This is a genomic window from Streptomyces sp. S186 (assembly GCF_051603415.1).
GTDB lineage: Bacteria > Actinomycetota > Actinomycetes > Streptomycetales > Streptomycetaceae > Streptomyces.
In genome coordinates, this window is sequence record NZ_CP193932.1 from 6,237,900 (window position 1) to 6,262,144 (window position 24,245).

The 24,245-nt window shown below is 72.7% G+C and carries 18 protein-coding genes; 12 read left to right on the forward strand and 6 right to left on the reverse strand.

Translation table 11 applies throughout. The annotated features are described in order from the left end of the window. Nucleotides 1-387 precede the first annotated feature (387 nt). The 3 genes from uvrB to ACRAS8_RS26855 all read left to right on the forward strand — a co-directional run bounded on the left by uvrB (nt 388) and on the right by ACRAS8_RS26855 (nt 6,042). The gene (gene uvrB / locus ACRAS8_RS26845; protein ID WP_438488570.1) at nt 388-2,535 is read left to right on the forward strand and encodes an excinuclease ABC subunit UvrB; all 2,148 of its coding nucleotides are present in this window, start codon (nt 388-390) and stop codon (nt 2,533-2,535) included. Nucleotides 2,536-2,846: 311 nt separating this feature from the next. Beyond that, a complete protein-coding gene (locus ACRAS8_RS26850) occupies nt 2,847-4,889 on the forward strand; it encodes a TerD family protein (RefSeq protein ID WP_438488571.1) in 2,043 nt (680 codons plus the stop codon). 154 nt (nt 4,890-5,043) lie between these two features. Beyond that, nucleotides 5,044-6,042, forward strand: coding sequence for a TerC family protein (locus ACRAS8_RS26855; RefSeq protein WP_438488572.1), 999 nt, complete (start codon nt 5,044-5,046; stop codon nt 6,040-6,042). A gap of 60 nt (nt 6,043-6,102) precedes the next feature. Here ACRAS8_RS26855 and ACRAS8_RS26860 read toward each other — a convergent pair whose 3' ends face one another. From ACRAS8_RS26860 to ACRAS8_RS26870, 3 genes are all read right to left on the reverse strand, one after another. After that, complete coding sequence (locus tag ACRAS8_RS26860; RefSeq protein ID WP_026247047.1) at nt 6,103-6,759, reverse strand: MBL fold metallo-hydrolase; 657 nt, start codon at nt 6,757-6,759, stop codon at nt 6,103-6,105. Nucleotides 6,760-6,769: 10 nt separating this feature from the next. Further along, nucleotides 6,770-7,510 (reverse strand): maleylpyruvate isomerase family mycothiol-dependent enzyme, encoded by a 741-nt coding sequence (locus tag ACRAS8_RS26865; RefSeq protein ID WP_438488573.1) that lies wholly within the window; start codon nt 7,508-7,510, stop codon nt 6,770-6,772. Nucleotides 7,511-7,723: 213 nt separating this feature from the next. Next, entirely contained in the window at nt 7,724-9,274 is a 1,551-nt protein-coding gene (locus tag ACRAS8_RS26870) for an FAD-dependent oxidoreductase (protein WP_438488574.1), read from the reverse strand. Between the two features lie 109 nt (nt 9,275-9,383). On the opposite strand from ACRAS8_RS26870, the gene ACRAS8_RS26875 reads away from it, so the two are divergent. Both ACRAS8_RS26875 and uvrA read left to right on the forward strand, forming a co-directional pair. Next, a complete protein-coding gene (locus ACRAS8_RS26875; RefSeq protein ID WP_438490606.1) occupies nt 9,384-10,055 on the forward strand; it encodes a TetR/AcrR family transcriptional regulator in 672 nt (223 codons plus the stop codon). A 272-nt stretch (nt 10,056-10,327) separates the two neighbouring features. Next, nucleotides 10,328-13,423: an excinuclease ABC subunit UvrA gene (uvrA, locus tag ACRAS8_RS26880; protein WP_438488575.1), complete on the forward strand. Its 3,096-nt coding sequence runs from the start codon at nt 10,328-10,330 to the stop codon at nt 13,421-13,423. Nucleotides 13,424-13,514: 91 nt separating this feature from the next. Here uvrA and ACRAS8_RS26885 read toward each other — a convergent pair whose 3' ends face one another. Then, on the reverse strand, nt 13,515-14,480 hold the full coding sequence (locus ACRAS8_RS26885; protein WP_438488576.1) for a carbohydrate kinase family protein: 966 nt from the start codon (nt 14,478-14,480) through the stop codon (nt 13,515-13,517). Nucleotides 14,481-14,529: 49 nt separating this feature from the next. Beyond that, nucleotides 14,530-15,561 carry a LacI family DNA-binding transcriptional regulator gene (locus ACRAS8_RS26890; RefSeq protein ID WP_438488577.1) on the reverse strand — a complete coding sequence of 344 codons (1,032 nt, stop codon included), beginning with the start codon at nt 15,559-15,561 and terminating at the stop codon, nt 14,530-14,532. A gap of 206 nt (nt 15,562-15,767) precedes the next feature. Between ACRAS8_RS26890 and ACRAS8_RS26895 the strand changes: the two genes are divergently transcribed. Continuing rightward, the gene (locus ACRAS8_RS26895) at nt 15,768-16,181 is read left to right on the forward strand and encodes a Rieske (2Fe-2S) protein (protein ID WP_438488578.1); all 414 of its coding nucleotides are present in this window, start codon (nt 15,768-15,770) and stop codon (nt 16,179-16,181) included. A 13-nt stretch (nt 16,182-16,194) separates the two neighbouring features. On the opposite strand, the gene ACRAS8_RS26900 is transcribed toward ACRAS8_RS26895, so the two are convergent. Continuing rightward, nucleotides 16,195-17,154: a hypothetical protein gene (locus tag ACRAS8_RS26900; RefSeq protein ID WP_438488579.1), complete on the reverse strand. Its 960-nt coding sequence runs from the start codon at nt 17,152-17,154 to the stop codon at nt 16,195-16,197. A gap of 239 nt (nt 17,155-17,393) precedes the next feature. On the opposite strand from ACRAS8_RS26900, the gene ACRAS8_RS26905 reads away from it, so the two are divergent. The 6 genes from ACRAS8_RS26905 to whiA all read left to right on the forward strand — a co-directional run bounded on the left by ACRAS8_RS26905 (nt 17,394) and on the right by whiA (nt 24,034). Continuing rightward, nucleotides 17,394-17,984: a papain-like cysteine protease family protein gene (locus tag ACRAS8_RS26905; protein WP_438488580.1), complete on the forward strand. Its 591-nt coding sequence runs from the start codon at nt 17,394-17,396 to the stop codon at nt 17,982-17,984. Nucleotides 17,985-17,988: 4 nt separating this feature from the next. Further along, nucleotides 17,989-18,873, forward strand: coding sequence for a hypothetical protein (locus ACRAS8_RS26910; RefSeq protein ID WP_438488581.1), 885 nt, complete (start codon nt 17,989-17,991; stop codon nt 18,871-18,873). A 118-nt stretch (nt 18,874-18,991) separates the two neighbouring features. Then, nucleotides 18,992-21,046, forward strand: a complete 2,055-nt coding sequence (gene uvrC / locus ACRAS8_RS26915; RefSeq protein ID WP_438488582.1) for an excinuclease ABC subunit UvrC — start codon at nt 18,992-18,994, stop codon at nt 21,044-21,046. Then, the gene (gene rapZ, locus ACRAS8_RS26920) at nt 21,043-21,996 is read left to right on the forward strand and encodes an RNase adapter RapZ (protein WP_438488583.1); all 954 of its coding nucleotides are present in this window, start codon (nt 21,043-21,045) and stop codon (nt 21,994-21,996) included. Before uvrC ends, rapZ begins: the two co-directional genes overlap by 4 nt. Next, nucleotides 21,993-23,054, forward strand: a complete 1,062-nt coding sequence (locus ACRAS8_RS26925; protein WP_438488584.1) for a gluconeogenesis factor YvcK family protein — start codon at nt 21,993-21,995, stop codon at nt 23,052-23,054. Before rapZ ends, ACRAS8_RS26925 begins: the two co-directional genes overlap by 4 nt. After that, nucleotides 23,045-24,034: a DNA-binding protein WhiA gene (gene whiA / locus ACRAS8_RS26930; protein ID WP_039637542.1), complete on the forward strand. Its 990-nt coding sequence runs from the start codon at nt 23,045-23,047 to the stop codon at nt 24,032-24,034. The genes ACRAS8_RS26925 and whiA overlap by 10 nt, the downstream gene beginning before the upstream one ends. Nucleotides 24,035-24,245: the final 211 nt, after the last annotated feature.

Sequence of the window (24,245 nt, forward strand, 5' to 3'; positions counted from 1 at the left end):
GGAAGGGGAAATGGCCGGTTTTCCGTGCGGAGCGTCGCAGTTGCAGGATGCCCGGAATGGCCGTGCAGCAGACGTACGTCCCGACGTCGTCCAACTTGCCGGAGCCGCGGCATCCGCGCATCTTGACCGACGATGAGTCACCCGTCGCGCAGTTGACCGTTTTTACCGGACGCGACCGGGGCATACCGTCCTGCCCGGCCTCGACGGCTCCGGTCCGCCGGCCCGCTCGGGCCCGGACGCCGCGGGCGGGCGGGCGGTCCACCGGCGATCGGCGGCCCGCCCGACGCGTCCCGCCCGACTCGCCCCGCCGCTCCGGAAGCCCCGGAAAATCGCAGGTCAGGGCCGAAGCGGCACGCATTGTCAGTGGCGAGTCGTACGGTGGATCCCATGCGGCCCGTTTCACAGATCGAACGCACGGTGGCGCCCTTCGAGGTCGTCAGCCCCTACCAGCCCAGTGGCGACCAGCCGGCGGCCATCGCCGAGCTGGACCGCCGCATCCGCGGTGGTGAGAAGGACGTCGTCCTGCTGGGTGCGACCGGCACCGGCAAGTCGGCCACCACCGCGTGGATGATCGAGAAGCTCCAGCGCCCGACGCTGGTGATGGCGCCCAACAAGACCCTCGCGGCACAGCTCGCCAACGAGTTCCGCGAGCTGCTGCCCCACAACGCGGTCGAGTACTTCGTCTCGTACTACGACTACTACCAGCCAGAGGCGTATGTCCCGCAGTCCGATACGTACATCGAGAAGGACTCCTCCATCAACGAGGAGGTCGAACGCCTGCGCCACTCCGCGACGAACTCGCTCCTCACCCGGCGCGACGTGGTCGTCGTCGCCTCGGTGTCCTGTATCTACGGCCTGGGTACGCCCCAGGAGTACGTCGACCGCATGGTGCCGCTCAGGGTCGGTGACGAGATCGACCGCGACCTGCTGCTGCGCCGCTTCGTCGACATCCAGTACACCCGCAACGACCTGGCGTTCACCCGGGGCACCTTCCGGGTCCGCGGCGACACCATCGAGATCTTCCCGGTCTACGAGGAGCTGGCCGTCCGGATCGAGATGTTCGGCGACGAGATCGAGGCGCTCTCCACCCTGCACCCGCTCACCGGCGAGGTGATCAGCGAGGACCAGCAGCTCTACGTCTTCCCCGCCAGCCACTACGTCGCCGGCCCCGAGCGCATGGAGAAGGCCATCGCCGGGATCGAGGCGGAGCTGGCCGACCGGCTCGCCACCCTGGAGAAGCAGGGCAAGCTGCTGGAGGCCCAGCGGCTGCGCATGCGCACCACCTACGACATCGAGATGATGCGGCAGATCGGCTCCTGCTCGGGCATCGAGAACTACTCGATGCACATGGACGGCCGCGAGCCGGGCTCGGCGCCCAACACCCTCCTGGACTACTTCCCGGACGACTTCCTGCTGGTCATCGACGAGTCGCATGTCACCGTCCCGCAGATCGGCGCCATGTACGAGGGCGACGCCTCCCGTAAGCGCACCCTCGTCGACCACGGCTTCCGACTGCCGTCCGCGCTGGACAACCGGCCGCTGAAGTGGGAGGAGTTCCTGGAGCGGGTCGGCCAGACCGTCTACCTCTCCGCGACGCCCGGCCCGTACGAGCTGTCCCGCGGCGACGGCTTTGTGGAGCAGATCATCCGGCCGACCGGCCTGGTCGACCCGGAGGTGGTGGTCAAGCCCACCGACGGCCAGATCGACGACCTGGTGCACGAGATCCGCAAGCGCACCGAGAAGGACGAGCGCGTCCTGGTCACCACCCTCACCAAGAAGATGGCCGAGGACCTCACCGACTACTTCCTGGAGCTCGGCATCCAGGTGCGCTATCTGCACAGCGACGTGGACACCCTGCGCCGCGTGGAGCTGCTGCGTGAGCTGCGGTCGGGCGAGTTCGACGTGCTCGTCGGCATCAACCTCCTCCGGGAGGGCCTGGACCTGCCGGAGGTCTCCCTGGTGGCGATCCTGGACGCGGACAAGGAGGGCTTCCTGCGCTCCGGCACCTCGCTGATCCAGACCATCGGCCGAGCCGCGCGCAACGTCTCCGGCCAGGTGCACATGTACGCCGACAAGGTCACCCCGGCGATGGCGAAGGCCATCGAGGAGACCAACCGCCGCCGGGAGAAGCAGCTGGCGTACAACAAGGCGAACGGCATCGACCCGCAGCCGCTCCGCAAGAAGATCGGCGACATCGTCGCCACCCTCGCCCGCGAGGAGATCGACACCCAGGAGCTGCTGGGCACCGGCTACCGCAAGCACGGCGACAAGGACGGCAGGGCCAAGGCGCCGGTCCCGGCACTCGGCGGAAAGGCCGGCAAGGCCGGGAAGGCGGCCAAGGGCAAGGGCGGCAAGGGCACCGAGACGCTGACGGACCGTCCCGCCGCCGAACTCGCCGAGACCATCGAGGAGCTGACGGAGCGGATGCGGGCGGCCGCCGCCGAGCTGCAGTTCGAGGTCGCCGCCCGGCTCCGGGACGAGGTCGGCGAGCTGAAGAAGGAGCTGCGCCAGATGAAGGAGGCGGGACTGAAGTAGGCGGCGGGGCATCGGCGGCCACCGGCGGCCCGCTCCGGGGCACTAGGCGGGCGGTCGCGGAGCCGCCGGGTCGGCAGCAGGTCCGTCACCGGGGTGTGTTGAGGCTTCACCACGGGAGGGGGCTCGGCGCGCCCTCGGGCGGGTCGTGTGCGTAGGGTCGGGAGAAGCCCGCCCGATCACCGGTCACCGATCGCCGGTCACCGGACCGGTCGGCGGGAGTAGTGAGGTGGTAGTGGTGAGGCGGCCCTGGCGCACCCGCGGGCGTGCCGCGGCACTGACGAGCGACCCGTACGACACGCAGGGGGAGAACGATGACGGCGGAGCTCGTCCGGGGGCAGAACCACCCGCTGGACCGCACCCGGGTGGAGATCCGGATCGCGGCCGCCGTGCCCGTAGTGGCCGCGGTCGCGCTCGGCGACGAGCGGGGCCGGCTGCCGGGCACCGAGGCGGTGGCTCATCCGGGCGCGCCCCGTCGGACAGGCGTCGAGGTGCCCTCCCATGCGGCCGCCGAACAGCGCATCGCGGTTGATCTCGGCACGCTGCCCGAGGTGGTGCAGCGGGTGAGCGTGCTGCTGGTGCTGCCGGACGGGCCCGGCGTGCCGCGCGGCTTCGGTGCCGTCGCCGCGCCGTCGGTCGCCGTGACGAGCCCCGACGGCACCCACCTCGTCGGCTGCACCCTCAGCGGCCTGGGCCCCGAGACCGCGCTGGTCGCCGTGGAGCTCTACCGGCGGCGGGGCGCCTGGCGGATCCGCGCCGTGGGCCAGGGGTACGCCGGAGGGCCGGCGGAACTGCTGCGCGATCAGGGACTGCCGGAGGCCGCGGAACTGGCCGCGGAGATCACGACGGCGACCGGCCGGCAGCCGGCCCCGGCCGATCCGGCATCCACACCGTCGGCCGGTCAGGAGTCCGCACCGGACGGCCCGGAACCCGACCCGGCGACCAGCCCCGGCCACACCCCGGTGACGGCACCCGACCCGGCCGCCACGCCCGCCACCCCGCCGTCCGTCGCCCCCACCCCGCCGTCCGGCCCCCGCATCGACTACCGCCACCCCCGGCGCCCCACCGATCCCGCAGCGGCCCGCACGCCGTCCGCCGCGCCTCCACTCCCGCCGTCCGCCGGCCCCGTCGGCGCGCCCGGTGGCCCCGAGGGCCCCGCCGTGCCGGTCGCCGGCGACGCCAACGGCTGGAGCATGGAGGAGCGGCTCTACAACCAGGTCCGGGGCATGTTCGAGGACCTGGCCCGGTCGGTCGCGGCGTACCGTAGCGCCGCCGGCTTCGCCGCCTCCCGTCTGGAGCGGGAGCTCGACGCGGCGCTCGCCGACCCCCGCGCCCGTATGGACGGCGCTACCGAGGCCGCCCGTGCTGCCGCCCGGGAGCGGCACGCCGACCTGGTCGGCCGGGCCCGCGCCGTCCTCGACCGCGACCTCGCCCAGCTCACCGCAGTGTCGGAGGTGGTCGAGCCCGCGCTGCCGCCTGCGCTGGCCCGTTGGGACAACCCGGTGTGGCACGGCTACGAGGTGCCGCGGCAGCATCCGATGGCGGTCCGGCTGGGCGATCTGCACCTCCCGGAGGCCCCTGGCCTGCGCATTCCCCTGCTCGTCCGGCTCCCCCTGGAGCGCGGCCTGTGGATCGACAGCGGCCCCGGCCCGTATCCCCGCGCCGGGTACGACCCGGAGCGGGAGTTCGGCCGCCGGGAGCTGGGCAGTGCGCTCACCGACGCGCAGCCCGACGAGGCCACGCTGGCGCGCCTAGCCCTGGAGACCGCCGTCGCCCTCGCCGCCCGCCTGCTGGCCGCCCATCCACCGGGCGCGTACGCCGTCCAGGTCATCGACGCCGCCGGGGCGGCCGGGCCGGCGCTGGCCCCGTTGCGGGAGAGCGGCGCGCTGCCCGAGCCGCCGCCGGCCGGGGCCCGGGGCGTGGCCGCGGTGCTGGGCGCGCTGACCCGCCGGGTCGACCTCCTCCAGATGGCGGTGCGCCACCGCGCCACCGAGGCCCTGCCGCCGGAGCTGGACCCGGCTGAGCAACTGGTGATCGTCCATGACTTCCCGCACGGCTTCGACGACCGCGCCCTGAACCAACTGCGCTATCTGGCCGACGAGGGCCCCGCGGTCGGGGTCCATCTGATGCTGGTGGCCGACCGGGAGCGGGCACGGGAGTACGGGCCGCTCCTGGACCCGCTGTGGCGCGCCCTGCTGCGGCTGACCCCGGTGCCCGACGACCATCTCGCCGACCCCTGGGTCGGCCATGCCTGGACGTATGAGCCCCCGCTCGCGCCCCGGCGCAGCGAGGTGGTCCGCCGGGTGATGGACCGCGTCGCCGAGGCCCGCCGCGCCGCGGGCCCGTATCTCGGCTGACCCGTCAGCCGCCCCAGAGGGCGCCTCTCACCTGCTGCTTTACCCTTTCCTTTGCCATTTCATGAACTGCCTTTACTCTTTCTTGTACGGAGGGCGCCGGAGTCCCCCGGCAGCGACGACGCTGTGAGTGCCGTACGACCTTGCCGGAGGAGCAGTGGACGTTTCCCCCACCCTCTGGGCGCTGACCATCCTCGGTCTGTGTGCCCTGATCGCCGCCGACTTCTTCATCGGCGGACGCAAACCCCATGAGGTGTCCCTCAAGGAAGCCGGTATCTGGACCGGTGTCTGGATGGGGCTCGCCGCGCTGTTCGGGCTCGGCCTGCTGGTGTTCGGCGGCGGCGCGCCGGCCGGTGAGTTCTTCGCCGGCTTCATCACCGAGAAGTCGCTGAGCGTCGACAACCTCTTCGTCTTCGTGCTGATCATGGGCAAGTTCGCGGTCCCGGCCGTCTACCAGCAGCGGGTGCTGATGGTCGGGGTGCTGATCGCGCTGGTGCTGCGGGCCGGCTTCATCGGCGCCGGCGCGGCGATCATCGCCAACTTCTCCTGGGTGTTCTACCTCTTCGGCGCGTTCCTCATCTGGACGGCGTGGAAGCTGATCCAGGAGGCGCGGTCCGGGCACGAAGACGAGGAGTTCGAGGAGAACCGCTTCCTGAAGGCGGTCGAGCGCCGCTTCCCGTCCACCGACCGGTACCACGGCACCAGGCTGTTCATCGTGGAGAACGGCCGGCGGCTGATGACGCCGATGCTGATCGTCATGCTGGCGATCGGCACCACCGACGTCCTGTTCGCCCTGGACTCGATCCCGGCGATCTTCGGCCTGACCCAGGACCCGTACATCGTCTTCACCGCCAACGCCTTCGCCCTGATGGGCCTTCGGCAGCTGTACTTCCTGATCGGCGGGCTGCTGAAGAAGTTGGTCCACCTCTCCTACGGCCTGTCGGTGATCCTCGGGTTCATCGGCGTGAAGCTGGTGCTGCACGCCCTGCACGAATCCGGGGTGGCCGTGCCGGAGATCAGCATTCCGGTCTCGCTGGGCGTGATCTGTGCGGTGCTGGTCATCACGACCGTGACCAGTCTGCGGGCGTCGCGGCGCCAGGCGGCCGAGGAGTCCGCCGAGGCGGCCGAAGAGGCCAGGGCGGGCACCCGCGGGTGAACAAGTAAGGGCCCGGCGGGCGGTGTGTCGCCCGCCGGGCCTCAGCCGGCCTTCGCCCGCCTACCAGCCGCGGGCCCGCCACTCGGCGAGATGCGGCCGCTCGGCGCCGAGCGTGGTGTCGGCGCCATGGCCCGGATAGACCCAGGTCTCGTCCGGCAGCTCGTCGAAGAGCTTGCGCTGCACGCCGTCGAGCAGGGTGCCGAACCGCTCCGCGCTGCCCCAGGTGTTGCCGACGCCGCCGGGGAAGAGGCAGTCCCCGGTGAAGACGTGCGGGTGGCCGTGCGGGTCGTCGTAGACCAGCGCGATGCTGCCCGGTGTGTGCCCGACCAGATGGCGCGCGGTCAGGCGGACGCGGCCCACGGTCACGGTGTCGCCGTCGTCGAGCAGCACGTCCGTGGGGACGGGGATGCCCTCGGCGTCGTGCCGCCCCGCGTACGTGCGCGCACCGGTGGCGTCGACCACCTCGCGCAGCGCGCCCCAGTGGTCGCCGTGCTGGTGCGTGGTGACCACGGACGCCAGACCGCTGTCGCCGATCAACGTGAGGAGCGTGTGCGGCTCGGCGGCCGCGTCGATCAGCAGCTGCTCGTCGGTCGCCCGGCACCGCAGCACATAGGCGTTGTTGTCCGTCGGACCGACCGCGACCTTCGAGATCATCAGGTCGGTCAGCTCGTGCACGTCGGCCGGTCCGCCGACCTTCACTGCTCCGCTGTAGGTCATGGCACCAACTCTAGAGCGGGGGAATGACAGGCAGCGGTCCGCCGTGGGTGTCCAGACGGGCGCCGTCCGCGCGCCCGGTCAGCCAGCCGACCAGGTCGCGCGCCGAGCCGCTCACCACCACCGGACCGGCCGCGCCGCCGTCCACGGGGTCGCGGCGCCCGGTGTGCCACTGGCGGCCGTCGTCGTCGCGCAGCTCCAGCGCGGCCAGCTCCGGGTGGCCGGCGAACTTGATCCCGGTGAGGAAGTCCAGCTCGCGGTCGACGAAGGCCGGCGACAGCTGGTCGACGGTGTAGCCCACGCCCAGGTCGACATGGTGCAGTTCGACCTCGGCCAGCCGGCGCAGCGCCAGCCGGTCGGCCCGTTCGACGACGCCGTTGCGCATCTCGACCTCGTACGCCCGGCGGTCCTCCGGGAGGGCTTCCGCCGCCGCCTCGAAACGGGCCGCGGACTCCCGAAGGTCCTCCAGGTGGGCCGCCAGCGGACGGTCGGCGCCCCGCTCGATGTCGCCGTCGCGCACCGCGGTACTCGCGTACATCGGCGTACGGACATCGGTCCGAGCCCAGGTCAGGAGGTTGTTCAGGGCGTCGGCGTTGCGGGCCAGATGGGCCAGGACATGGCCCCGGGTCCAGCCGGGGAGCAGCGACGGCTCGGCCACCGCGTCGTCGTCGAGCTTGCCCAGGGAGATCAGCAGCCGGTCGGTCGCCTCGTGGACGGCGGCCACATCGCGCGGGAAATCAGGAGGGTTGGTCATGGCCCCGACGCTAGCGCCGGGCGGGCCCGTCCGGGAGGCGAACGGCACAGCCTTCCGGGCGGAAGCGGGGTGGTGCCGGTGGCACGGACGGTGCGTGCGGGCGTGGAAGGGGCGGACGGGGCGACCGCCTCTTCCACGCCGTCCGCCCCCTCCGGGGACCGTCCGACGGGCGGGAACCCGGGGCGTCTCCGATGGGTCAGGGTCGGACAGGCTCTAGACAGGCACCGTGGCGGGTGCCCCGAACCACTGGTCCAGCGCCGCGTCCAACTCCTCGTAGGCGCCCGGGGTGTCGGCCGCCCAGGCGGTGCAGCCGTCCGGGCGCACCAGGAGGGCGGCCAGGCCGGGCCGCTCCGGGCACGTCACCGTCAGGACGCGCACCCGGTCCCGGTGGCCGGCCGCGCGCTCGCGCAGGGCCGGGTCGTCGCCGAGGTCGAGCAACAGCCCCCGGCCGCCATGCAGATGGTCCGCGAGCCGGTGCCCGTCGGACAGCTCCAGATCGGGCGCGCTGCGGCCGGTCAGCGGGTGGCTGCCGGGCAGGTCGTAGCGCTGCTGGACGCCGGAGATCTTCTTGACGAAGAAGGTGGTGGCGTCGGACGTCCCGGACAGTTCGGCGATCACCCCGCGCAGCGCCTGGGCGTGCGACTCCGGCCGCATCAGCGCCACTTGAGCCCGGGTCCACTCCAGCACCCACGCGCCGATGGGGTGCCGCTCGGCGGTGTAGCTGTCGAGCAGCCCCTCCGGGGCCCAGCCGCGCACCGTGGCGGCCAGCTTCCAGCCGAGGTTCATCGCGTCGCCGATACCGAGGTTGAGGCCCTGGCCGCCGAACGGGGCGTGCACATGGGCCGCGTCACCGGCGAGCAGCACCCGGCCCCGGCGGTAGTCGGGCACCTGGCGGGCGTTGTCGGTGAAACGGGTGGCCGTGACCACCTTGGTGATCGTTACGTCGGGGACACCGGAGACCCGGCGCAGCGAGGTCTGCAACTCCTCGGCGGTGACGGGGGCGTCGCGGTCCGCGGGCGGCCCGTCGAACTCCACGGTGAGGATCCGGCCGGTCATCGGCCCGTGGACGTAGGTGCCGGTGTCGGTCCACGTCCAGCCGGCCCCCAGGGAGTCGGCACCGGTCATCTCCACGATGGCCTGGTGGCCGGTGATCTCCGGATCGGTGCCGGGGAAGGGGAATCCGGCGAGCCGGCGCACCGTGCTGCGGCCGCCGTCGCAGCCCACCAGCCAGCCGGCGCGCAGCGAGCCCTCCGAGGTGTGGACGTGGACCCCCTTGTCGTCGGCGTCCAAGCCGGTCAGGGTCACCCCGCGGCGCAGGCTCACGCCCAACTCGGCGGCGCGGGCGGCGAGCAGCCGCTCCAGGGCCTCCTGAGGGATGAGCCCGACCTCGGCGGCCGGGCCGCTGGTGCCGAACTCCGGGTCCGACTCGTCCAGGAGGTCGGCGCGGAGCATGATGCCCGCGAAGTGCCCGGCGAACCGCGGCGCCGCCTTGACCGTAGAGGCGTCGGCCGCCTGCCGCTGCCGCATGAACGAGCTGAACTGCGCCATGGCGGCGCGCTGCACCTCGACCAGCCCGGGCAGCATGCCCCGCCGGTAGAAGGCTTCCGAGCTGGGGGTGTTGATGGCCCCCGCCTTGATCGTGGTGTCCACCTCGGTCAGTCGCTCCAGGACGACGACCGAGACGTCCGCCAGTGCCAGTTCGCAGGCGAGCATCAGCCCCACCGGGCCGCCCCCTGCCACCACTACGTCTGCGTCGTGCTTCATGGAGCGAGAGTGTAGTCACTAAAAATTTGTCCCCGCTACAATTTTCTCCGGGATGGCGGCGGAAGGAGAGACGGTGGCGGAAAAGAAGCCCTCGGGGGAGTGGCGGCGCATGGCGGGCGAGGAGGGGGAGCGCGGCGCGCGGCCGAGCCTGCGCGAGCGCAAGAAGCGGCTCACCCGGGAGCGGATCTCCGGCGTCGCCACCCGGCTCTTCGTGGAGCGCGGCTTCGACAACGTCACCGTCGCCGAGGTGGCTCGCGCCGCCGAGGTCTCCACGATGACGGTCTTCAACTACTTCCCGCGCAAGGAGGACCTCTTCCTCGACCGGATTCCGGAGGCGGTGGAACTGCTCGTCGGTGCGGTGCGGGAGCGCGGCGCGGACGAGACGCCGCTGGCCGCGCTGCGCCGGCTCGCCCTGGGCCTGCTGGCCGAGCGCCATCCGCTGGGCGGGCCGGGGGAGGGGTTCGAGTACTTCTTCCGCACGGTGCTGGAGGCGCCGTCGCTGCGGGCGCGGGCGCGGGAGGCGGTCGAGGAGGTCGAGGGCGCGCTGGCCGGGGCGCTGGCCGAGGCGGCCGGCGGTGACCCCGCGCGGCCCGGCCGGAGCGCCCGGCTGGCCGCGGCGCTGATCGTCGCGGGGTGGCGGACGTGCTACGTGGAAGCCGCCGCCCGGCAGCTGGCGGGTGACCCCGCGGACGAGGTGGCGGCTGACCACGAAGCAGTGATCCGGCACACCTTCGAGGCGCTGGAGCGGGCGTTGCCGGACGGGGGTCCGGGCCGGGACTGACCGCGGGGCGCCGGCCGCCGGACGGCGTAATGGCTGGTCATCGCGGCGGGAAGGGTACGGCGCCGCCACACGTTTGGGTGAAGAGGGCTTGCGAGGCCCGTAAATCGAATGCACGTGCTATAGGCTCGTGTGTGGCATCCCAAAGACAGTGCCGCGGCGGTCCCCATACCCTTGGTCGGGGGCCCCGCTCCGTCCCGCCGCCTCTGCTCGCTCACCGCGCGGCGGGCGCAGCCCGTGGCTTCCGCCCCTCTCCAAGAAAGGTGCCGACCGGCGTGGCCGACCGTCTCATCGTCCGTGGCGCTCGCGAGCACAACCTCCGCAACGTCTCGCTCGACCTCCCCCGCGACTCCCTCATCGTCTTCACGGGGCTCTCCGGGTCGGGCAAGTCCTCGCTCGCCTTCGACACGATCTTCGCCGAGGGGCAGCGGCGCTATGTCGAGTCGCTCTCCTCGTACGCCCGGCAGTTCCTCGGGCAGATGGACAAGCCCGATGTGGATTTCATCGAGGGCCTGTCCCCCGCGGTCTCGATCGACCAGAAATCGACCTCGCGCAACCCGCGCTCCACGGTCGGCACGATCACCGAGGTCTACGACTACCTCCGCCTGCTCTTCGCCCGGATCGGCAAGCCGCACTGCCCGGAGTGCGGGCGCCCGATCGCCCGGCAGTCGCCCCAGGCCATCGTCGACAAGGTCCTGGAGCTCCCCGAGGGCAGTCGCTTCCAGGTGCTCTCGCCGCTGGTGCGCGAGCGCAAGGGCGAGTTCGTCGACCTCTTCTCCGACCTCCAGACCAAGGGCTACAGCCGCGCCCGGGTCGACGGGGAGACCGTCCACCTCGCCGATCCGCCGAAGCTGAAGAAGCAGGAGAAGCACACCATCGAGGTGGTCATCGACCGCCTCACGGTCAAGGACAGCGCCAAGCGCCGGCTGACCGACTCCGTGGAGACCGCCCTCGGGCTCTCCGGCGGCATGGTCATCCTCGACTTCGTCGACCTCGACGCCGACGACCCGCAGCGCGAGCGGATGTACTCCGAGCACCTCTACTGCGCGTACGACGACCTCTCCTTCGAGGAGCTGGAGCCCCGCTCCTTCTCCTTCAACTCCCCCTTCGGCGCCTGCCCGGACTGCACCGGCATCGGCACCCGCATGGAGGTCGACCCCGAGCTGATCATCCCGGACGAGGAGCGCTCGCTCGACGAGGGCGCCATCCACCCCTGGTCCGGCGGCCACACCAAGGACTACTTCGGCCGCCTGGTCGGCGCCCTCGCCGACGCCCTGGGCTTCCGGACGGACATCCCCTGGGCCGGCCTGCCGCAGCGCGCCAAGAAGGCCCTGCTCTACGGCCACAAGACCCAGATCGAGGTCCGCTACCGCAACCGCTACGGCCGCCAGCGGGCCTACACCACCGCCTTCGAGGGCGTGGTGCCGTTCGTCAAGCGGCGGCACAGCGAGGCGGAGAGCGACAGCAGCCGGGAGCGCTTCGAGGGCTATATGCGCGAGGTGCCCTGCCCGACCTGCGACGGCACCCGGCTCAAGCCGATCGTGCTCGCCGTCACGGTCCAGGGGAGGTCGATCGCCGAGGTCGCGGCCATGTCGATCAGCGACTGCGCCGACTTCCTGCGCGGCATGACGCTCACCGCCCGTGAGAAGACCATCGCCGAGCGGGTCCTCAAGGAGGTCAACGAGCGGCTGAAGTTCCTCGTCGACGTCGGCCTGGACTACCTCTCGCTGAACCGCGCGGCCGGCACCCTCTCCGGCGGCGAGGCCCAGCGCATCCGCCTCGCCACCCAGATCGGCTCCGGCCTGGTCGGCGTGCTCTACGTCCTCGACGAGCCGTCGATCGGCCTGCACCAGCGCGACAACCACCGCCTGATCGAGACCCTGGTGCGGCTGCGCGACATGGGCAACACCCTGATCGTGGTGGAGCACGACGAGGACACCATCAAGGTCGCCGACTGGGTCGTCGACATCGGCCCCGGCGCCGGCGAGCACGGCGGCAAGGTCGTCCACAGCGGCCCCATGAAGCAGCTGCTGGCCAACAAGGACTCGATCACCGGCCAGTACCTCTCCGGCAAGAAGGCCATCGCGACGCCGGACGTCCGCCGCGCCACCGACCCGGACCGGCAGCTGACGGTCCACGGCGCGAAGGAGAACAACCTCCGCGACATCGACGTCTCCTTCCCGCTCGGCGTGCTCTCCGCCGTCACCGGAGTCTCCGGCTCCGGCAAGTCGACGCTGGTCAACGACATCCTCTACACCCACCTGGCGCGTGAGTTGAACGGCGCCAAGTCGGTCCCCGGCCGGCACACCCGGGTCGCCGGCGACGACCTCGTCGACAAGGTCGTGCACGTCGACCAGTCGCCGATCGGCCGGACCCCGCGCTCCAACCCGGCCACCTACACCGGCGTCTTCGACCACGTCCGCAAGCTCTTCGCGGAGACGATGGAGGCCAAGGTCCGCGGCTATCTGCCGGGGCGCTTCTCCTTCAACGTCAAGGGCGGCCGCTGCGAGAACTGCTCCGGCGACGGCACCATCAAGATCGAGATGAACTTCCTCCCGGACGTCTACGTCCCGTGCGAGGTCTGCCACGGCGCGCGCTACAACCGCGAGACGCTGGAGGTGCACTACAAGGGCAAGTCCATCGCCGAGGTGCTGGACATGCCCATCGAGGAGGCGCTGAGCTTCTTCGAGGCGGTGCCCACCATCGCCCGCCACCTCAAGACACTCAACGAGGTCGGCCTCGGTTATGTCCGGCTCGGCCAGTCCGCGCCGACCCTCTCCGGCGGCGAGGCCCAGCGCGTCAAGCTGGCCAGCGAGCTTCAGAAGCGCTCCACGGGCAGCACCGTCTACGTCCTCGACGAGCCCACCACCGGTCTGCACTTCGAGGACATCAGCAAGCTCATCAAGGTGCTCTCCGGCCTGGTCGACAAGGGCAACACCGTCATCGTCATCGAGCACAACCTCGATGTGATCAAGACCGCGGACTGGGTCATCGACATGGGCCCCGAGGGCGGCAACGGCGGCGGCATGGTCGTCGCCGAGGGCACCCCGGAGCAGGTCGCGGGGATCCCGGCCAGCCACACCGGCAAGTTCCTGCGGGAGATCCTCGGCGAGCGGGTCAGCGACGCGGCGCCGGTCGACGGCGGGCCCCGGAAGCCGGCCGCCCGGAAGACCACGGCGAAGAAGGCGGTGGCCGCCGCCAAGTCCGCCGAGAAGACGACGGTGACGGCCTCGACGGCGGCGAAGAAGACCGCCGCCAAGAGGACCGCCGCCAAGACCACGGCCAAGTCCGCAGCGACGACGGCCAAGAAGGCACCGGCCAAGAAGTCCGCCGCCAAGAAGACGGCGACGCGGGCCCGCCGGTCCTCCTGACGCCGCACCGGCCGCAGCCGCACCGCACAGCGGGGGCGGAGCCTCTCCCCGAGGCTCCGCCCCCGCTGTCCTGCCCGGGGACGCCGGCGGCTCAGCCGGCCAGTTCCGCGGCGAACGGCGGCTCCGCGCCCGCCCGGGAGCAGGTGACGGCGGCCGCCCGGGCGGCGAAGCGGAGGATGTCCTCCCAGTCGCCGCCGGTGAGCTCGCCGACCGCCGCGTACGACAGCGCGCCATGGGCGTCCAGCCGGTGCAGCAGCGCCGCGTTGACGGTGTCGCCGGCGCCGATGGTGTCGACGACGGTGACCCGCTCCCCGGGCACCGCCACCTCGCCGCCGCCCCGCGTCAGCACCGTCAGCCCGTCGCCGCCGTGGGTGAGGACGACCGCCGCGGGTCCGGCGGCCAGCCATTCCCGGGCCGCCGCGAACACCGCCGCCCGTTCGGCCCCGGCCGGCCGCGGGGCCGCCCCGGCCAGCCACAGCGCGTCCTCCTCCGACAGCTTCACCAGCGCCAGGTCCGCCAGCCACGAGCGGAAACGCGCCCGGTAGGCGTCCGGATCGGCGATCAGCCCCGGGCGGATGTTGGGGTCGAGCGCGGTGAACACCCCGCGCCGGGCCTCCCGCCGCAGCAGCGCCTCGTACGCCCCGGCGCCCGGCTCCAGCACCAGCGAGCAGGTGCCCAGCGAGAGCGCCCGCACCGCCTCGGGCAGTGCGGGCGGCAGGGTGAAGAGCCGGTCGGCGGTGCCCTCCACATAGAAGCCGTAGCCCGCCGAGCCGTCCGCGCCGATGTCCGCCACCGCCAGAGTGGTCGGCTCCGGGCCGCGCTGCACCAGCGAGGTGTCCACCCCGCCGTCGCGCAGCCCGCGCAGCAGCGAGGCGCCGAAGGTGTCGGTCGAGACCCGGGAGCAGAACGCGACGGGCGAGCCCAGCCGCCCCAGCGCCACCGCGGTGTTGTACGGCCCGCCGCCGCGCCGCGGCAGCAGCGCCGGCAACGAGCCGTCCGGGGAAGGCTGTTGACTGGGGACGAGGTCGATCAGCGCCTCGCCGGCGACGACGATCACGGGGTGCGGGTCCTTTCCTCCACCGGCCGGGCACGGCCGGGCATGGTCGCTAGGTGAGTGAGTCCGAGGGCCGGTCCGAAGCGGTCTCGGGGCAGCCGCACGAGGTGCGGTGCACGAAGGTGCAGGGCAGCCGGACGGTGCGCGGCGGCCGGTCCGGGGCGTCCAGCCGCTCCAGCAGCAGCCGGACCGCGGCGGCGCCCAGTTCCCTGCTGGGCTGGGCGATCGCGGTCAGCCGCGGGGTGAAGAGGTCGGCCCAGGAGAAGTCGTCGAAACAGGCCAGCGCGATGTCCCGGGGCACCTCCAGGCCCAGGGCGCGCAGCGCCTGGAGCGCGCCGATGGTCATCGCGTTGTTGGCGGTGACGAGCGCGGTGGGGGGCTCCGTCGCGGCGAGCAGCCGGCGGGTGGCGTCCCGGGCGCTCTCCGCCTCGGAGTTGCCGCCGGCCAGCAGTTCGGGCGCGAACGGCAGGCCGCGGGCGCGCAGCCCCGCGCGGTAGCCCTCGACCCGCTCGGTGGTGGTGCTCAGTCCGGGCAGGCCCGCGATCAGCCCGATCCGGGTGTGCCCCGCCCCGGCCAGGTGCTCGACGAGCCGGCGGACCGGGCCGGCGCTCTCCGCGCAGACCTGGTCGAAGCCGTCACCCACCAGCCGGTCGAGGAACACCGTGGGTACCTCACGCTTCGTCAAGTAGTCGACCATCCCGTCCGGTTCGGCGGACGGTGCGACGATCACGCCGTCCACCCGCCGCTCGTGCAGCAGCCGGACGACCTTGCGCTCGTGCCGCGGATCGTCGTGCGGGTCGGCGATCAGCAGGCTGTAGCCGGCCTCCAGGGCGCCGGCCTCGACGCCCTGGAGGATCTCGGTGAAGTACGGGTTGCCGATCGCCGAGACGGCCAGGCCGATGGAGCGGGTGCGGGAGGTGACCAGCGAGCGGGCGAGGGTGTTGTGGGTGTAGCCGAGCTCCTCGATGGCGGCCAGCACCGCGGCCCGGGTATCCGGGCGCACCGGCCGGGTGTCGTTCACCACGTGCGACACCGTGGCGACGGAGACGCCCGCGCGCCGTGCCACATCCACCATCGTCGCCATCCGGCTCTTCCCTCCCCGACGCCGCGACACCCCGGCGTCCCGAACCCTCACAGTACGTGCGCGCAGGGCCAGGACGTAAGCGCTTACGTTCTGGCGGTACTGCCGCTTCCTCTGCTTCGCCGGAACGGGGTGCACCGCCGTCCGGCCGCCCGGGCCGCCCCGGTATCGTCTGGGGCCGACGCCGCCCACTGACCAGGAGGTATCCCATGAGCGTGTCCCCGGACCGCCGGACCGTGCTGCGCGGGGCCGCGCTCGCCGGCATCGCCTGTTTCGGCGCCGCCGCCTGTGCCGCGGGCGAGCAGGGAGCCGCCAAGCGGCCGTCCTCGGACGCGCCGGTCGAGCTGGGCCCGGCCGCGGACGTGCCGGTCGGCGGCGCCAAGCTCTACGCCGCGCAGCGGCTGCTGGTCTCGCAGCCCGCGAAGGGCGAGTTCAAGTGCTTCAGTGCCGTGTGCACGCACATGGGCGGGACGCTGAACAAGATCGAGAAGGGGCAGGCGGTCTGCCCGCTGCACGGCAGCCACTTCGAGGTGGCCACCGGCAAGGTCGCCCAGGGCCCGGCGAGCACTCCCCTGGAGGAGGTCCCGGTCAAGGTCGAGGGCGGCAAGCTGGTCGCGGGCTGAGCCGCCGCCCCGTTCACCCCCAGTCCCAGGCGATCCCCAGGATTCCCGGCCGCACTCCCTGCTCGACCACGTGCACCGCGTGGTACCGGCCGCTCAGCGTCAGCTCCTGCCGGCCGGTGCGCGGCGCGCCGGCCGACGTCTGGGCGAAGCGGCGGCAGCGCACCGGCAGCGCCGCCTCGTCGAACCGCACCTGGAGGACGTACTGGCCGCCGGCGAAGCTGAAGCCGCGCACGTACTCGGAGCTGGGGCCGCCGCTGCCGTCCTCGAAGGCGTAGCCGAAGACATGGGTGTCGCCGGCCCGGAGCCGGGTGTCGAAGAGCAGCTCGGCGACGATCACGCCGTTGGTCCCGTCGCCGCGCACCCGCCCCAGCCGGCAGTTCTCGCCCGCCCGCACCCGCACCCGCGACGGGTCGCAGCCCGTGTCGCCCCGGTGGATCGCGACATAGCGGTCCACGCCGTCCCGGTGGGCGCGCACCACCTGCAGCGACTCCCGCTCGCTCAGCTCGCGCCGGGCCCCGATCCGTACCCGTTCGTGGTGGCCGACCGTGTGCACCCCGCCGTCCGCGGGGGTCTCCAGCTCGGCGAAGAGCTGCTGGAGACAGTCGGCCGGGGCCACCAGCGAGCGGTACGAGCGACCCGGCGGCCGCTCGACCTCCGGGCGGGGGCCGCCCTCGGGCACCAGGAGCCGGTGCAGCGACCGGTCGGGCAGGCCGAGGACGTCCTCCAGGGCGCGGACCGCGCGCAGCGACTCGGGGCGCTGCGGGCGCCGGGCGCCCTGCTGCCAGTAGCTCAGGCTGGTGACCCCGATGGTGATGCCGCGCTGGGCGAGCTTGTGCTGGACGCGGGTGAGCGCCAGCCCGCGGGCGGTGAGCGCGCTGCGCAGGGCGAGATGGAAGGGGCCGGTCCGCAGCAGCTGCGCCAGCTCGGCCGAAACGGGAAGGCTCTGCGCGGTGTCGGGAGTGTTCTGTGCCATTGCCTCAATCCTCCGGCGCGCGCGGTGAATGTTCACAACCGGAACGCACGGCGCACGCGCTCCCTGCTCGTTCACTGCAGGACGCCGGGCACCGGTCGTTCACATCCGGGCCCGTTCGTCCACACCCCCATGTCACCTCGCATTGAAGCGTGTTGACCTGCCTGCGACAACACCCGATGCTCCTCAGCAGCATCCGGATGCGCTCCTCTCTCCCCCTCACCCCACACGGGAGGAACGCCATGTCCCACTCCCCGTCCGCCCGGCGCGGGCGCCGCAGATGGCTGTCGGCAGCCATCCTCGCCGCCGTGGCCCTGACCGGACTCCCCGGCACCGCCACTGCCGCCCCGCAGGCCGCCAACCGCCTCGACATCACCATGCAGGCCCAGCAGAAGACCAACTGGTGCTGGGCCGGTTCCGGTAACACCATCGCGACCTGGTTCGGCCGGAACTACAGCCAGAACCAGTTCTGCAACGCCGCGTTCAACCGTCAGCAGGGCACCACCTGCCCCAACAACCAGGCCACGCTGGGCAATGTGCAGAACGCATTCGACTGGATGGGCATCAATCCTGGCTCATATGTGACCGGTTGGCTCCGCTACAGCACCGTCCAGAGCGAGATCAACGCCAACCGCCCCATCGAGACCCGTATCGAGTGGGCGTCCGGCGGCGGCCACATGCACGTCCTCTACGGTTTCGACACCTCCCGCAACTGGGTGTACTGGGGCGACCCCTGGGCCTCCAACAACCGCTACAACTGGGGCGACTTCGACTACTACGTGAACGGCGACTCCTTCTCCTGGACCCACTCCCTCTACCGGATAGGAGCCTGAGGCCATGCCGAAGCGCATCGTCGTCCGCGCCGCCGCCACGGGCACCCTCGCCGCCGCTCTCCTGGGCCTCGCCCCGCACGCCGCCCTGGCCGCCGCGCCGGCCCCGTCCGCCCCGCCGCGCGCCGGCCTGACCGCCGCCCACGACGCGGCCACCGCCCCGGCGACCCTGGACACCCTGGCCCGCTTCTTCGCCGCCGCCCCGGCCGAGGACGGGGCCCGCGCCGGGCTGACCGCACCGGCCCGGACCGCCCCGCGCGTCGAGGGCGCCACCGTCCCCGTCTACGTCCTCTCGCCCGACTTCGTCCGCGGCCGGGCCGACGTCCCCGTGGCCCGGCTGGAGTTCATGGCGACCAGGGCCGTCGCCGCCGACGGCCGCACGGCGTCCGTATGGACCGCCCGCCGGGGCGCCTCCTGGAAGGTCGTCAACATCGCCAGCGGCGACGACGAGACCCGCTACGCCGCGGCCGGCGCCGGACCCGGCGGCGGCACGGTCTTCCACGAGCCGCAGATCGACGCCTGGTACGTCCAGCGCGGCGACCGCATCGAGCCCCTGGACGCCGCCGCCCGCAAGGCCGTCGGCGCGCACGGCACCACCGTCGCCGCCTATCAGAAACGGGTCGCCGCCGCCTACGGCGACAAGCTCCCGGGCTCCGCGTACGACAAGCGCGGCGAGGCCGGCGGCTTCGGCCCCGGCGGTGCGCCGGCCGGCGCCGACAGCGGCCGCGCGCCGCACCCGCTCGCCGCGGACGAGGCTCCCGTGACCGCGGCGGAGACGGGGGCCGGCGACGCCTTCCCGGTGACCGCCGCCTCCACCGTCGCGGGCGCCGCCGCCGTGCTCGCCCTGGGCCTGTCGGCCGCCGCGGCCGTGCGCCGGCGCCGCGCCCGCTGACCGCGCGCCGCCCGCTCCACCGGAGCCCGTCCCTCCGCCCCCACACCCCGGGGTGCCGCAGGGGCGGGCTCCACCGCCTCGGACCGGATTGTCGGTGGCGGTCAGTAGGGTGGTGGGCATGGCAGACCCCAGTAGCTACCGACCCAAGCCGGGACAGATCCCCGACTCGCCGGGGGTCTATAAATTCCGCGACGAGCACGGCCGGGTCATCTACGTAGGCAAGGCCAAGAGCCTGCGTCAGCGCCTGGCCAACTACTTCCAGGACCTGGCCGGGCTGCACCCGCGCACCCGCACGATGGTGACCACCGCCGCCTCGGTGGAGTGGACGGTGGTCTCCACCGAGGTCGAGGCGCTCCAGCTCGAATACAGCTGGATCAAGGAGTTCGACCCGCGGTTCAACGTCAAGTACCGCGACGACAAGAGCTATCCGTACCTCGCGGTGACCCTTGGCGAGGAGTTCCCCCGCGTCCAGGTGATGCGCGGCGCCAAGAAGAAGGGCGTGCGCTACTTCGGCCCGTACGCCCACGCCTGGGCCATCCGCGAGACCGTCGACCTGCTGCTGCGGGTCTTCCCCGTGCGGACGTGCTCCGCTGGCGTCTTCAAGCGCTCCGCCCAGATCGGCCGCCCCTGTCTGCTCGGCTACATCGGCAAGTGCTCGGCCCCCTGCGTGGGCCGGATCTCCCCTGAGGACCACCGCGAACTCGCCGAGGAGTTCTGCGACTTCATGGCCGGCCGTACCGGCGCCCACCTCCGCCGCCTGGAGCGGGCGATGCAGGAGGCGGCCGAGGAGATGGAGTACGAGCGCGCCGCCCGCCTGCGGGACGACATAGGCGCGCTCAGACGGGCCATGGAGAAGAGCGCGGTGGTGCTCGCGGACGCCACCGACGCCGACCTGATCGCCCTCGCCGAGGACGAACTGGAGGCCGCCGTCCAGATCTTCCACGTCCGCGGCGGCCGGGTGCGCGGCCAGCGCGGCTGGGTCACCGACAAGGTCGAGGCGGTCACCACCGGCGATCTCGTCGAGCACGCCCTCCAGCAGCTCTACGGCGACGAGCAGGGCGACGCGGTCCCCCGGGAGGTGCTGGTCCCCGCGCTGCCCGACCCGCTCGAACCGGTCGCCCAGTGGCTCACCCAGCGCCGCGGCTCCCAGGTCTCCCTGCGCATCCCTCAGCGCGGCGACAAGAAGGACCTGATGGCCACCGTCGCGCGCAACGCCCAGCAGGCCCTCGCCCTGCACAAGACCAGGCGCGCCTCCGACCTGACCACCCGCTCCCGCGCTCTGGAGGAGATCGCCCAGGCCCTCGACCTGGACTCGGTCCCGCTGCGCATCGAGTGCTTCGACATCTCGCACCTCCAGGGCGAGGACGTCGTCGCCTCCATGGTGGTGTTCGAGGACGGGCTGGCCCGGAAGAGCGAGTACCGCCGCTTCCAGATCAAGGGCTTCGCCGGCCAGGACGATGTCCGCGCCATGCACGAGGTCGTCGGCCGCCGCTTCAGGCGCTATCTCCAGGAGAAGCAGAAGTCGGGGGAGTGGACGGAGGAGCCCGCGCAGGACACGGCGGGAGAAGGGGCCGCGCCGGCCGAGCCCGGCCCGGCCGCCGGTCTCACCGACGAGGACGGCCGCCCCAAGCGCTTCGCCTACCCTCCCCAGCTCGTCGTCGTCGACGGCGGCGCCCCCCAGGTCGCGGCCGCCCGCCGCGCCATGGACGAGCTGGGCATCGACGACGTCGCGGTCTGCGGCCTGGCCAAGCGCCTGGAGGAGGTCTGGCTGCCCGGCGAGGACGACCCGGTGGTGCTGCCGCGCAGCAGCGAGGGGCTCTACCTCCTCCAGCGGGTCCGCGACGAGGCGCACCGCTTCGCGATCACCTACCAGCGCAGCAAGCGCGGCAAGCGGCTGAAGTCCTCCCCGCTGGACGCCGTCCCCGGGCTCGGCGAGACCCGCCGCCAGGCGCTCCTGAAGCATTTCGGCTCGCTGAAGAAGCTGCGGGCGGCCACGGTCGAGGAGATCTGCCAGGTCCCGGGCGTCGGCCGGAAGACCGCCGAGACGGTCGCCGCGGCGCTGGCCGCCGCGGCTCCCTCCGCCCCCGCGGTGAACACCGCCACAGGAGAGATCATTGAGGATGACGAGGCCCCACCGGCCGCGTTGTCAGCAGAACGGGGGCAGGACCGATGACCACACCGCACGAGACGCAGGAAACCGAGAGAGACGGTGCACAGGTGAGTACGGGCACGATGCGCGAAGCCGACCAGGGCGAGAGCGCCGCGATCCCCGAGCTGGTGATCATCTCCGGCATGTCCGGCGCCGGCCGCAGCACGGCGGCGAAGTGCCTGGAGGACCTCGGCTGGTTCGTCGTCGACAACATCCCGCCCGAGCTGATCCCGCCGATGGTCGAGCTCGGCGCCCGCTCCCAGGGCAACGTCGCCAAGATCGCCGTGGTCGTCGACGTCCGCGGCCGCCGCTTCTTCGCCAACCTCAAGGAGTCCCTGGCCACCCTCGACGCACAGAACGTCAAGCGCCGCATCGTCTTCCTGGAGTCCTCCGACGAGGCCCTGGTGCGCCGCTTCGAGTCCGTCCGCCGCCCGCACCCGCTCCAGGGCGACGGCCGGATCGTCGACGGCATCGCCGCCGAGCGCGACCTGCTGCGCGAGCTGCGCGGCGACGCCGACCTGGTCATCGACACCTCCAGCCTCAACGTCCACGAACTCCGCGCCAAGCTCGACGCCCAGTTCGCCGGCGAGGAGGCCCCGGAGCTGCGCGCCACGGTCATGTCGTTCGGCTTCAAGTACGGCCTCCCGGTCGACGCCGACATGGTCGTCGACTGCCGCTTCATCCCCAACCCGCACTGGGTCCCCGAACTCCGCCCCTTCACGGGCCTGAACGACGAGGTCTCCGACTACGTCTTCAAGCAGCCCGGCACCAAGGAGTTCCTGGACGGCTACACCGACCTGCTGCGCCTGGTCGCGGCCGGCTACCGCCGCGAGGGCAAGCGCTATGTGACGATCGCGGTCGGCTGCACCGGCGGCAAGCACCGCAGCGTCGCGATGTCCGAGAAGCTGGCCCGCCGGCTGACCTCCGACGGTGTGGAAACGGTCGTGGTGCACCGGGACATGGGGCGCGAGTGACCTCCCGTACGCCACGGCTCCGCCGGGTCCGCCGCTTCGTCCCCAGCGGCCGCGCGACGAAGGGCGCCACCCCCAAGGTGGTGGCGCTCGGCGGCGGCATGGGGCTGTCCGCCTCCCTCGCCGCGCTGCGCCGCATCACCCGCGACCTGACCGCCGTGGTCACCGTCGCCGACGACGGCGGTTCCAGCGGCCGGCTCCGCGACGAGCTGGGCGTGCTGCCCCCCGGCGACCTGCGCAAGGCGCTGGCCGCGCTGTGCGGCGACGACGACTGGGGCCAGACCTGGGCCCGGGTGATCCAGCACCGCTTCGCCAGCGAGGGCGAGCTGCACGACCACGCGGTGGGCAATCTGCTGATCGTCGCGCTGTGGGAGCAGCTCGGCGACCACGTCCAGGCCCTCGACCTGGTCGGCAGGCTGCTGGGCGCGCACGGCCGGGTGCTGCCCATGTCGGCGGTGCCGCTGGAGCTCCAGGCCCAGGTCAAGGGGCTGGACGCCGAGCACCCGGACGCGATCAGCACGGTCCGCGGCCAGGCCACGGTCGCCCTCACCCGCGGCGAGGTGCAGTCCGTCCACGTCGTCCCCGAGGACCCGCCGGCCGTCCCCGAGGTGGTCGCCGCGGTCCGTGACGCCGACTGGGTGGTGCTCGGTCCCGGTTCGTGGTTCTCCTCGGTCATCCCGCATCTGCTCGTGCCCGAGCTGCGCGAGGCCCTGGAGGAGACCCAGGCCCGCAAGGTCCTCTCGCTCAACCTCGCGCCCCAGCCGGGCGAAACCGACGGCTTCTCCCCGCAGCGTCATTTGGAGGTTTTGGCCCGACACGCCCCTAAACTCGCCTTCGACGTGGTGCTGGCCGACGAGGCCGCGGTGCCCGACATCGATGGTCTGACGGTTGCCGCCAAGCAGCTGGTGGGCAGCGAGGTCGAGCTGGCCGCGGTCGCCCGACGCGGAGACGACGCCCGGCCCGGTGCCGGGGGAGCCCCCGACCGGCACGATCCGGAACTGCTGGCAGCCGCGTACGACCGTATTTTTCGGATGCATGGAAGGATCGGCCCATGGCGATGACGGCTGCGGTGAAGGATGAGATCTCCCGGCTCCCCGTCACCCGGACCTGCTGCCGGAAGTCGGAGGTCTCGTCGATCCTGCGGTTCGCGGGTGGTCTGCACCTGGTCAGCGGCCGCATTGTGATCGAGGCGGAGCTCGACACGGGCATCGCCGCCCGCCGGCTCCGCAAGGACATCCTGGAGATCTTCGGGCACTCCTCCGACCTGGTGGTGATGGCCCCCGGCGGCCTGCGGCGCGGCAGCCGCTACGTCGTCCGCGTGGTGGCCGGCGGCGACCAGCTTGCCCGGCAGACCGGCCTGGTCGACGGCCGCGGCCGCCCCATTCGCGGGCTGCCACCACAGGTGGTCTCCGGCGCGACCTGCGACGCCGAGGCCGCCTGGCGGGGCGCCTTCCTGGCCCACGGCTCGCTCACCGAGCCGGGCCGCTCGTCCTCCCTGGAGGTCACCTGCCCCGGCCCCGAGGCCGCCCTCGCCCTGGTCGGCGCGGCCCGCCGCCTCGGCATCGGCGCCAAGGCCCGCGAGGTGCGCAGCGTCGACCGCGTGGTCGTCCGTGACGGTGACGCCATCGGCGCACTGCTGACGCGGCTCGGCGCCCACGAGTCGGTGCTGGCATGGGAGGAGCGGCGGATGCGCCGCGAGGTCCGGGCCACCGCCAACCGCCTCGCCAACTTCGACGACGCCAACCTCCGCCGCTCCGCGCGGGCCGCGGTCGCCGCCGGAGCCCGGGTCCAGCGCGCCCTGGAGATCCTCGGCGAGGAGGTCCCCGAGCACCTCGCCGCGGCCGGCCGGCTGCGCATGGAGCACAAGCAGGCGTCCCTGGAGGAGCTGGGCGCGCTGGCCGACCCGCCGCTGACCAAGGACGCGGTCGCCGGGCGCATCCGCCGCCTGCTGGCGATGGCCGACAAGCGCGCCCAGGACCTCGGCATCCCGGGCACGGAGTCCAATCTCACCGAGGAGCTCGCGGACGGCATGGTCGGCTGACGCGGCCGCCTTCTTCCCTCGCGCCCCCGGCGCCCGTCATCGGGTGCCGGGGGCGCCTGCGTGCGGGCCGCCGGAAGGGGCCGGAGCGGGCCGTGCGTCAGAGGGGCTCGAAGCCGCTCACCTGAGCATCTTTCGGCGCCGATGTCAATGTCACGTACGTCTCGTTGAGGGGGTAGGGTCGGAGGCGGTCGGGGACAGCCCATACAGCTCG

Bases quoted from the DNA above. Each gene is read 5' to 3' on its own strand.
- ACRAS8_RS26865 (WP_438488573.1), bottom strand. From the start codon at position 7,510: ATGACCAACCCTCCTGATTTCCCGCGCGATGTGGCCGCCGTCCACGAG.
- ACRAS8_RS26900 (WP_438488579.1), bottom strand. From the start codon at position 17,154: ATGGCACAGAACACTCCCGACACCGCGCAGAGCCTTCCCGTTTCGGCC.
- uvrC (WP_438488582.1), top strand. From the start codon at position 18,992: ATGGCAGACCCCAGTAGCTACCGACCCAAGCCGGGACAGATCCCCGAC.
- uvrB (WP_438488570.1), top strand. From the start codon at position 388: ATGCGGCCCGTTTCACAGATCGAACGCACGGTGGCGCCCTTCGAGGTC.
- ACRAS8_RS26850 (WP_438488571.1), top strand. From the start codon at position 2,847: ATGACGGCGGAGCTCGTCCGGGGGCAGAACCACCCGCTGGACCGCACC.
- ACRAS8_RS26910 (WP_438488581.1), top strand. From the start codon at position 17,989: ATGCCGAAGCGCATCGTCGTCCGCGCCGCCGCCACGGGCACCCTCGCC.
- whiA (WP_039637542.1), top strand. From the start codon at position 23,045: ATGGCGATGACGGCTGCGGTGAAGGATGAGATCTCCCGGCTCCCCGTC.
- ACRAS8_RS26860 (WP_026247047.1), bottom strand. From the start codon at position 6,759: ATGACCTACAGCGGAGCAGTGAAGGTCGGCGGACCGGCCGACGTGCAC.
- ACRAS8_RS26895 (WP_438488578.1), top strand. From the start codon at position 15,768: ATGAGCGTGTCCCCGGACCGCCGGACCGTGCTGCGCGGGGCCGCGCTC.
- ACRAS8_RS26890 (WP_438488577.1), bottom strand. From the start codon at position 15,561: ATGGCGACGATGGTGGATGTGGCACGGCGCGCGGGCGTCTCCGTCGCC.
- ACRAS8_RS26870 (WP_438488574.1), bottom strand. From the start codon at position 9,274: ATGAAGCACGACGCAGACGTAGTGGTGGCAGGGGGCGGCCCGGTGGGG.
- rapZ (WP_438488583.1), top strand. From the start codon at position 21,043: ATGACCACACCGCACGAGACGCAGGAAACCGAGAGAGACGGTGCACAG.
- ACRAS8_RS26875 (WP_438490606.1), top strand. From the start codon at position 9,384: ATGGCGGGCGAGGAGGGGGAGCGCGGCGCGCGGCCGAGCCTGCGCGAG.
- ACRAS8_RS26905 (WP_438488580.1), top strand. From the start codon at position 17,394: ATGTCCCACTCCCCGTCCGCCCGGCGCGGGCGCCGCAGATGGCTGTCG.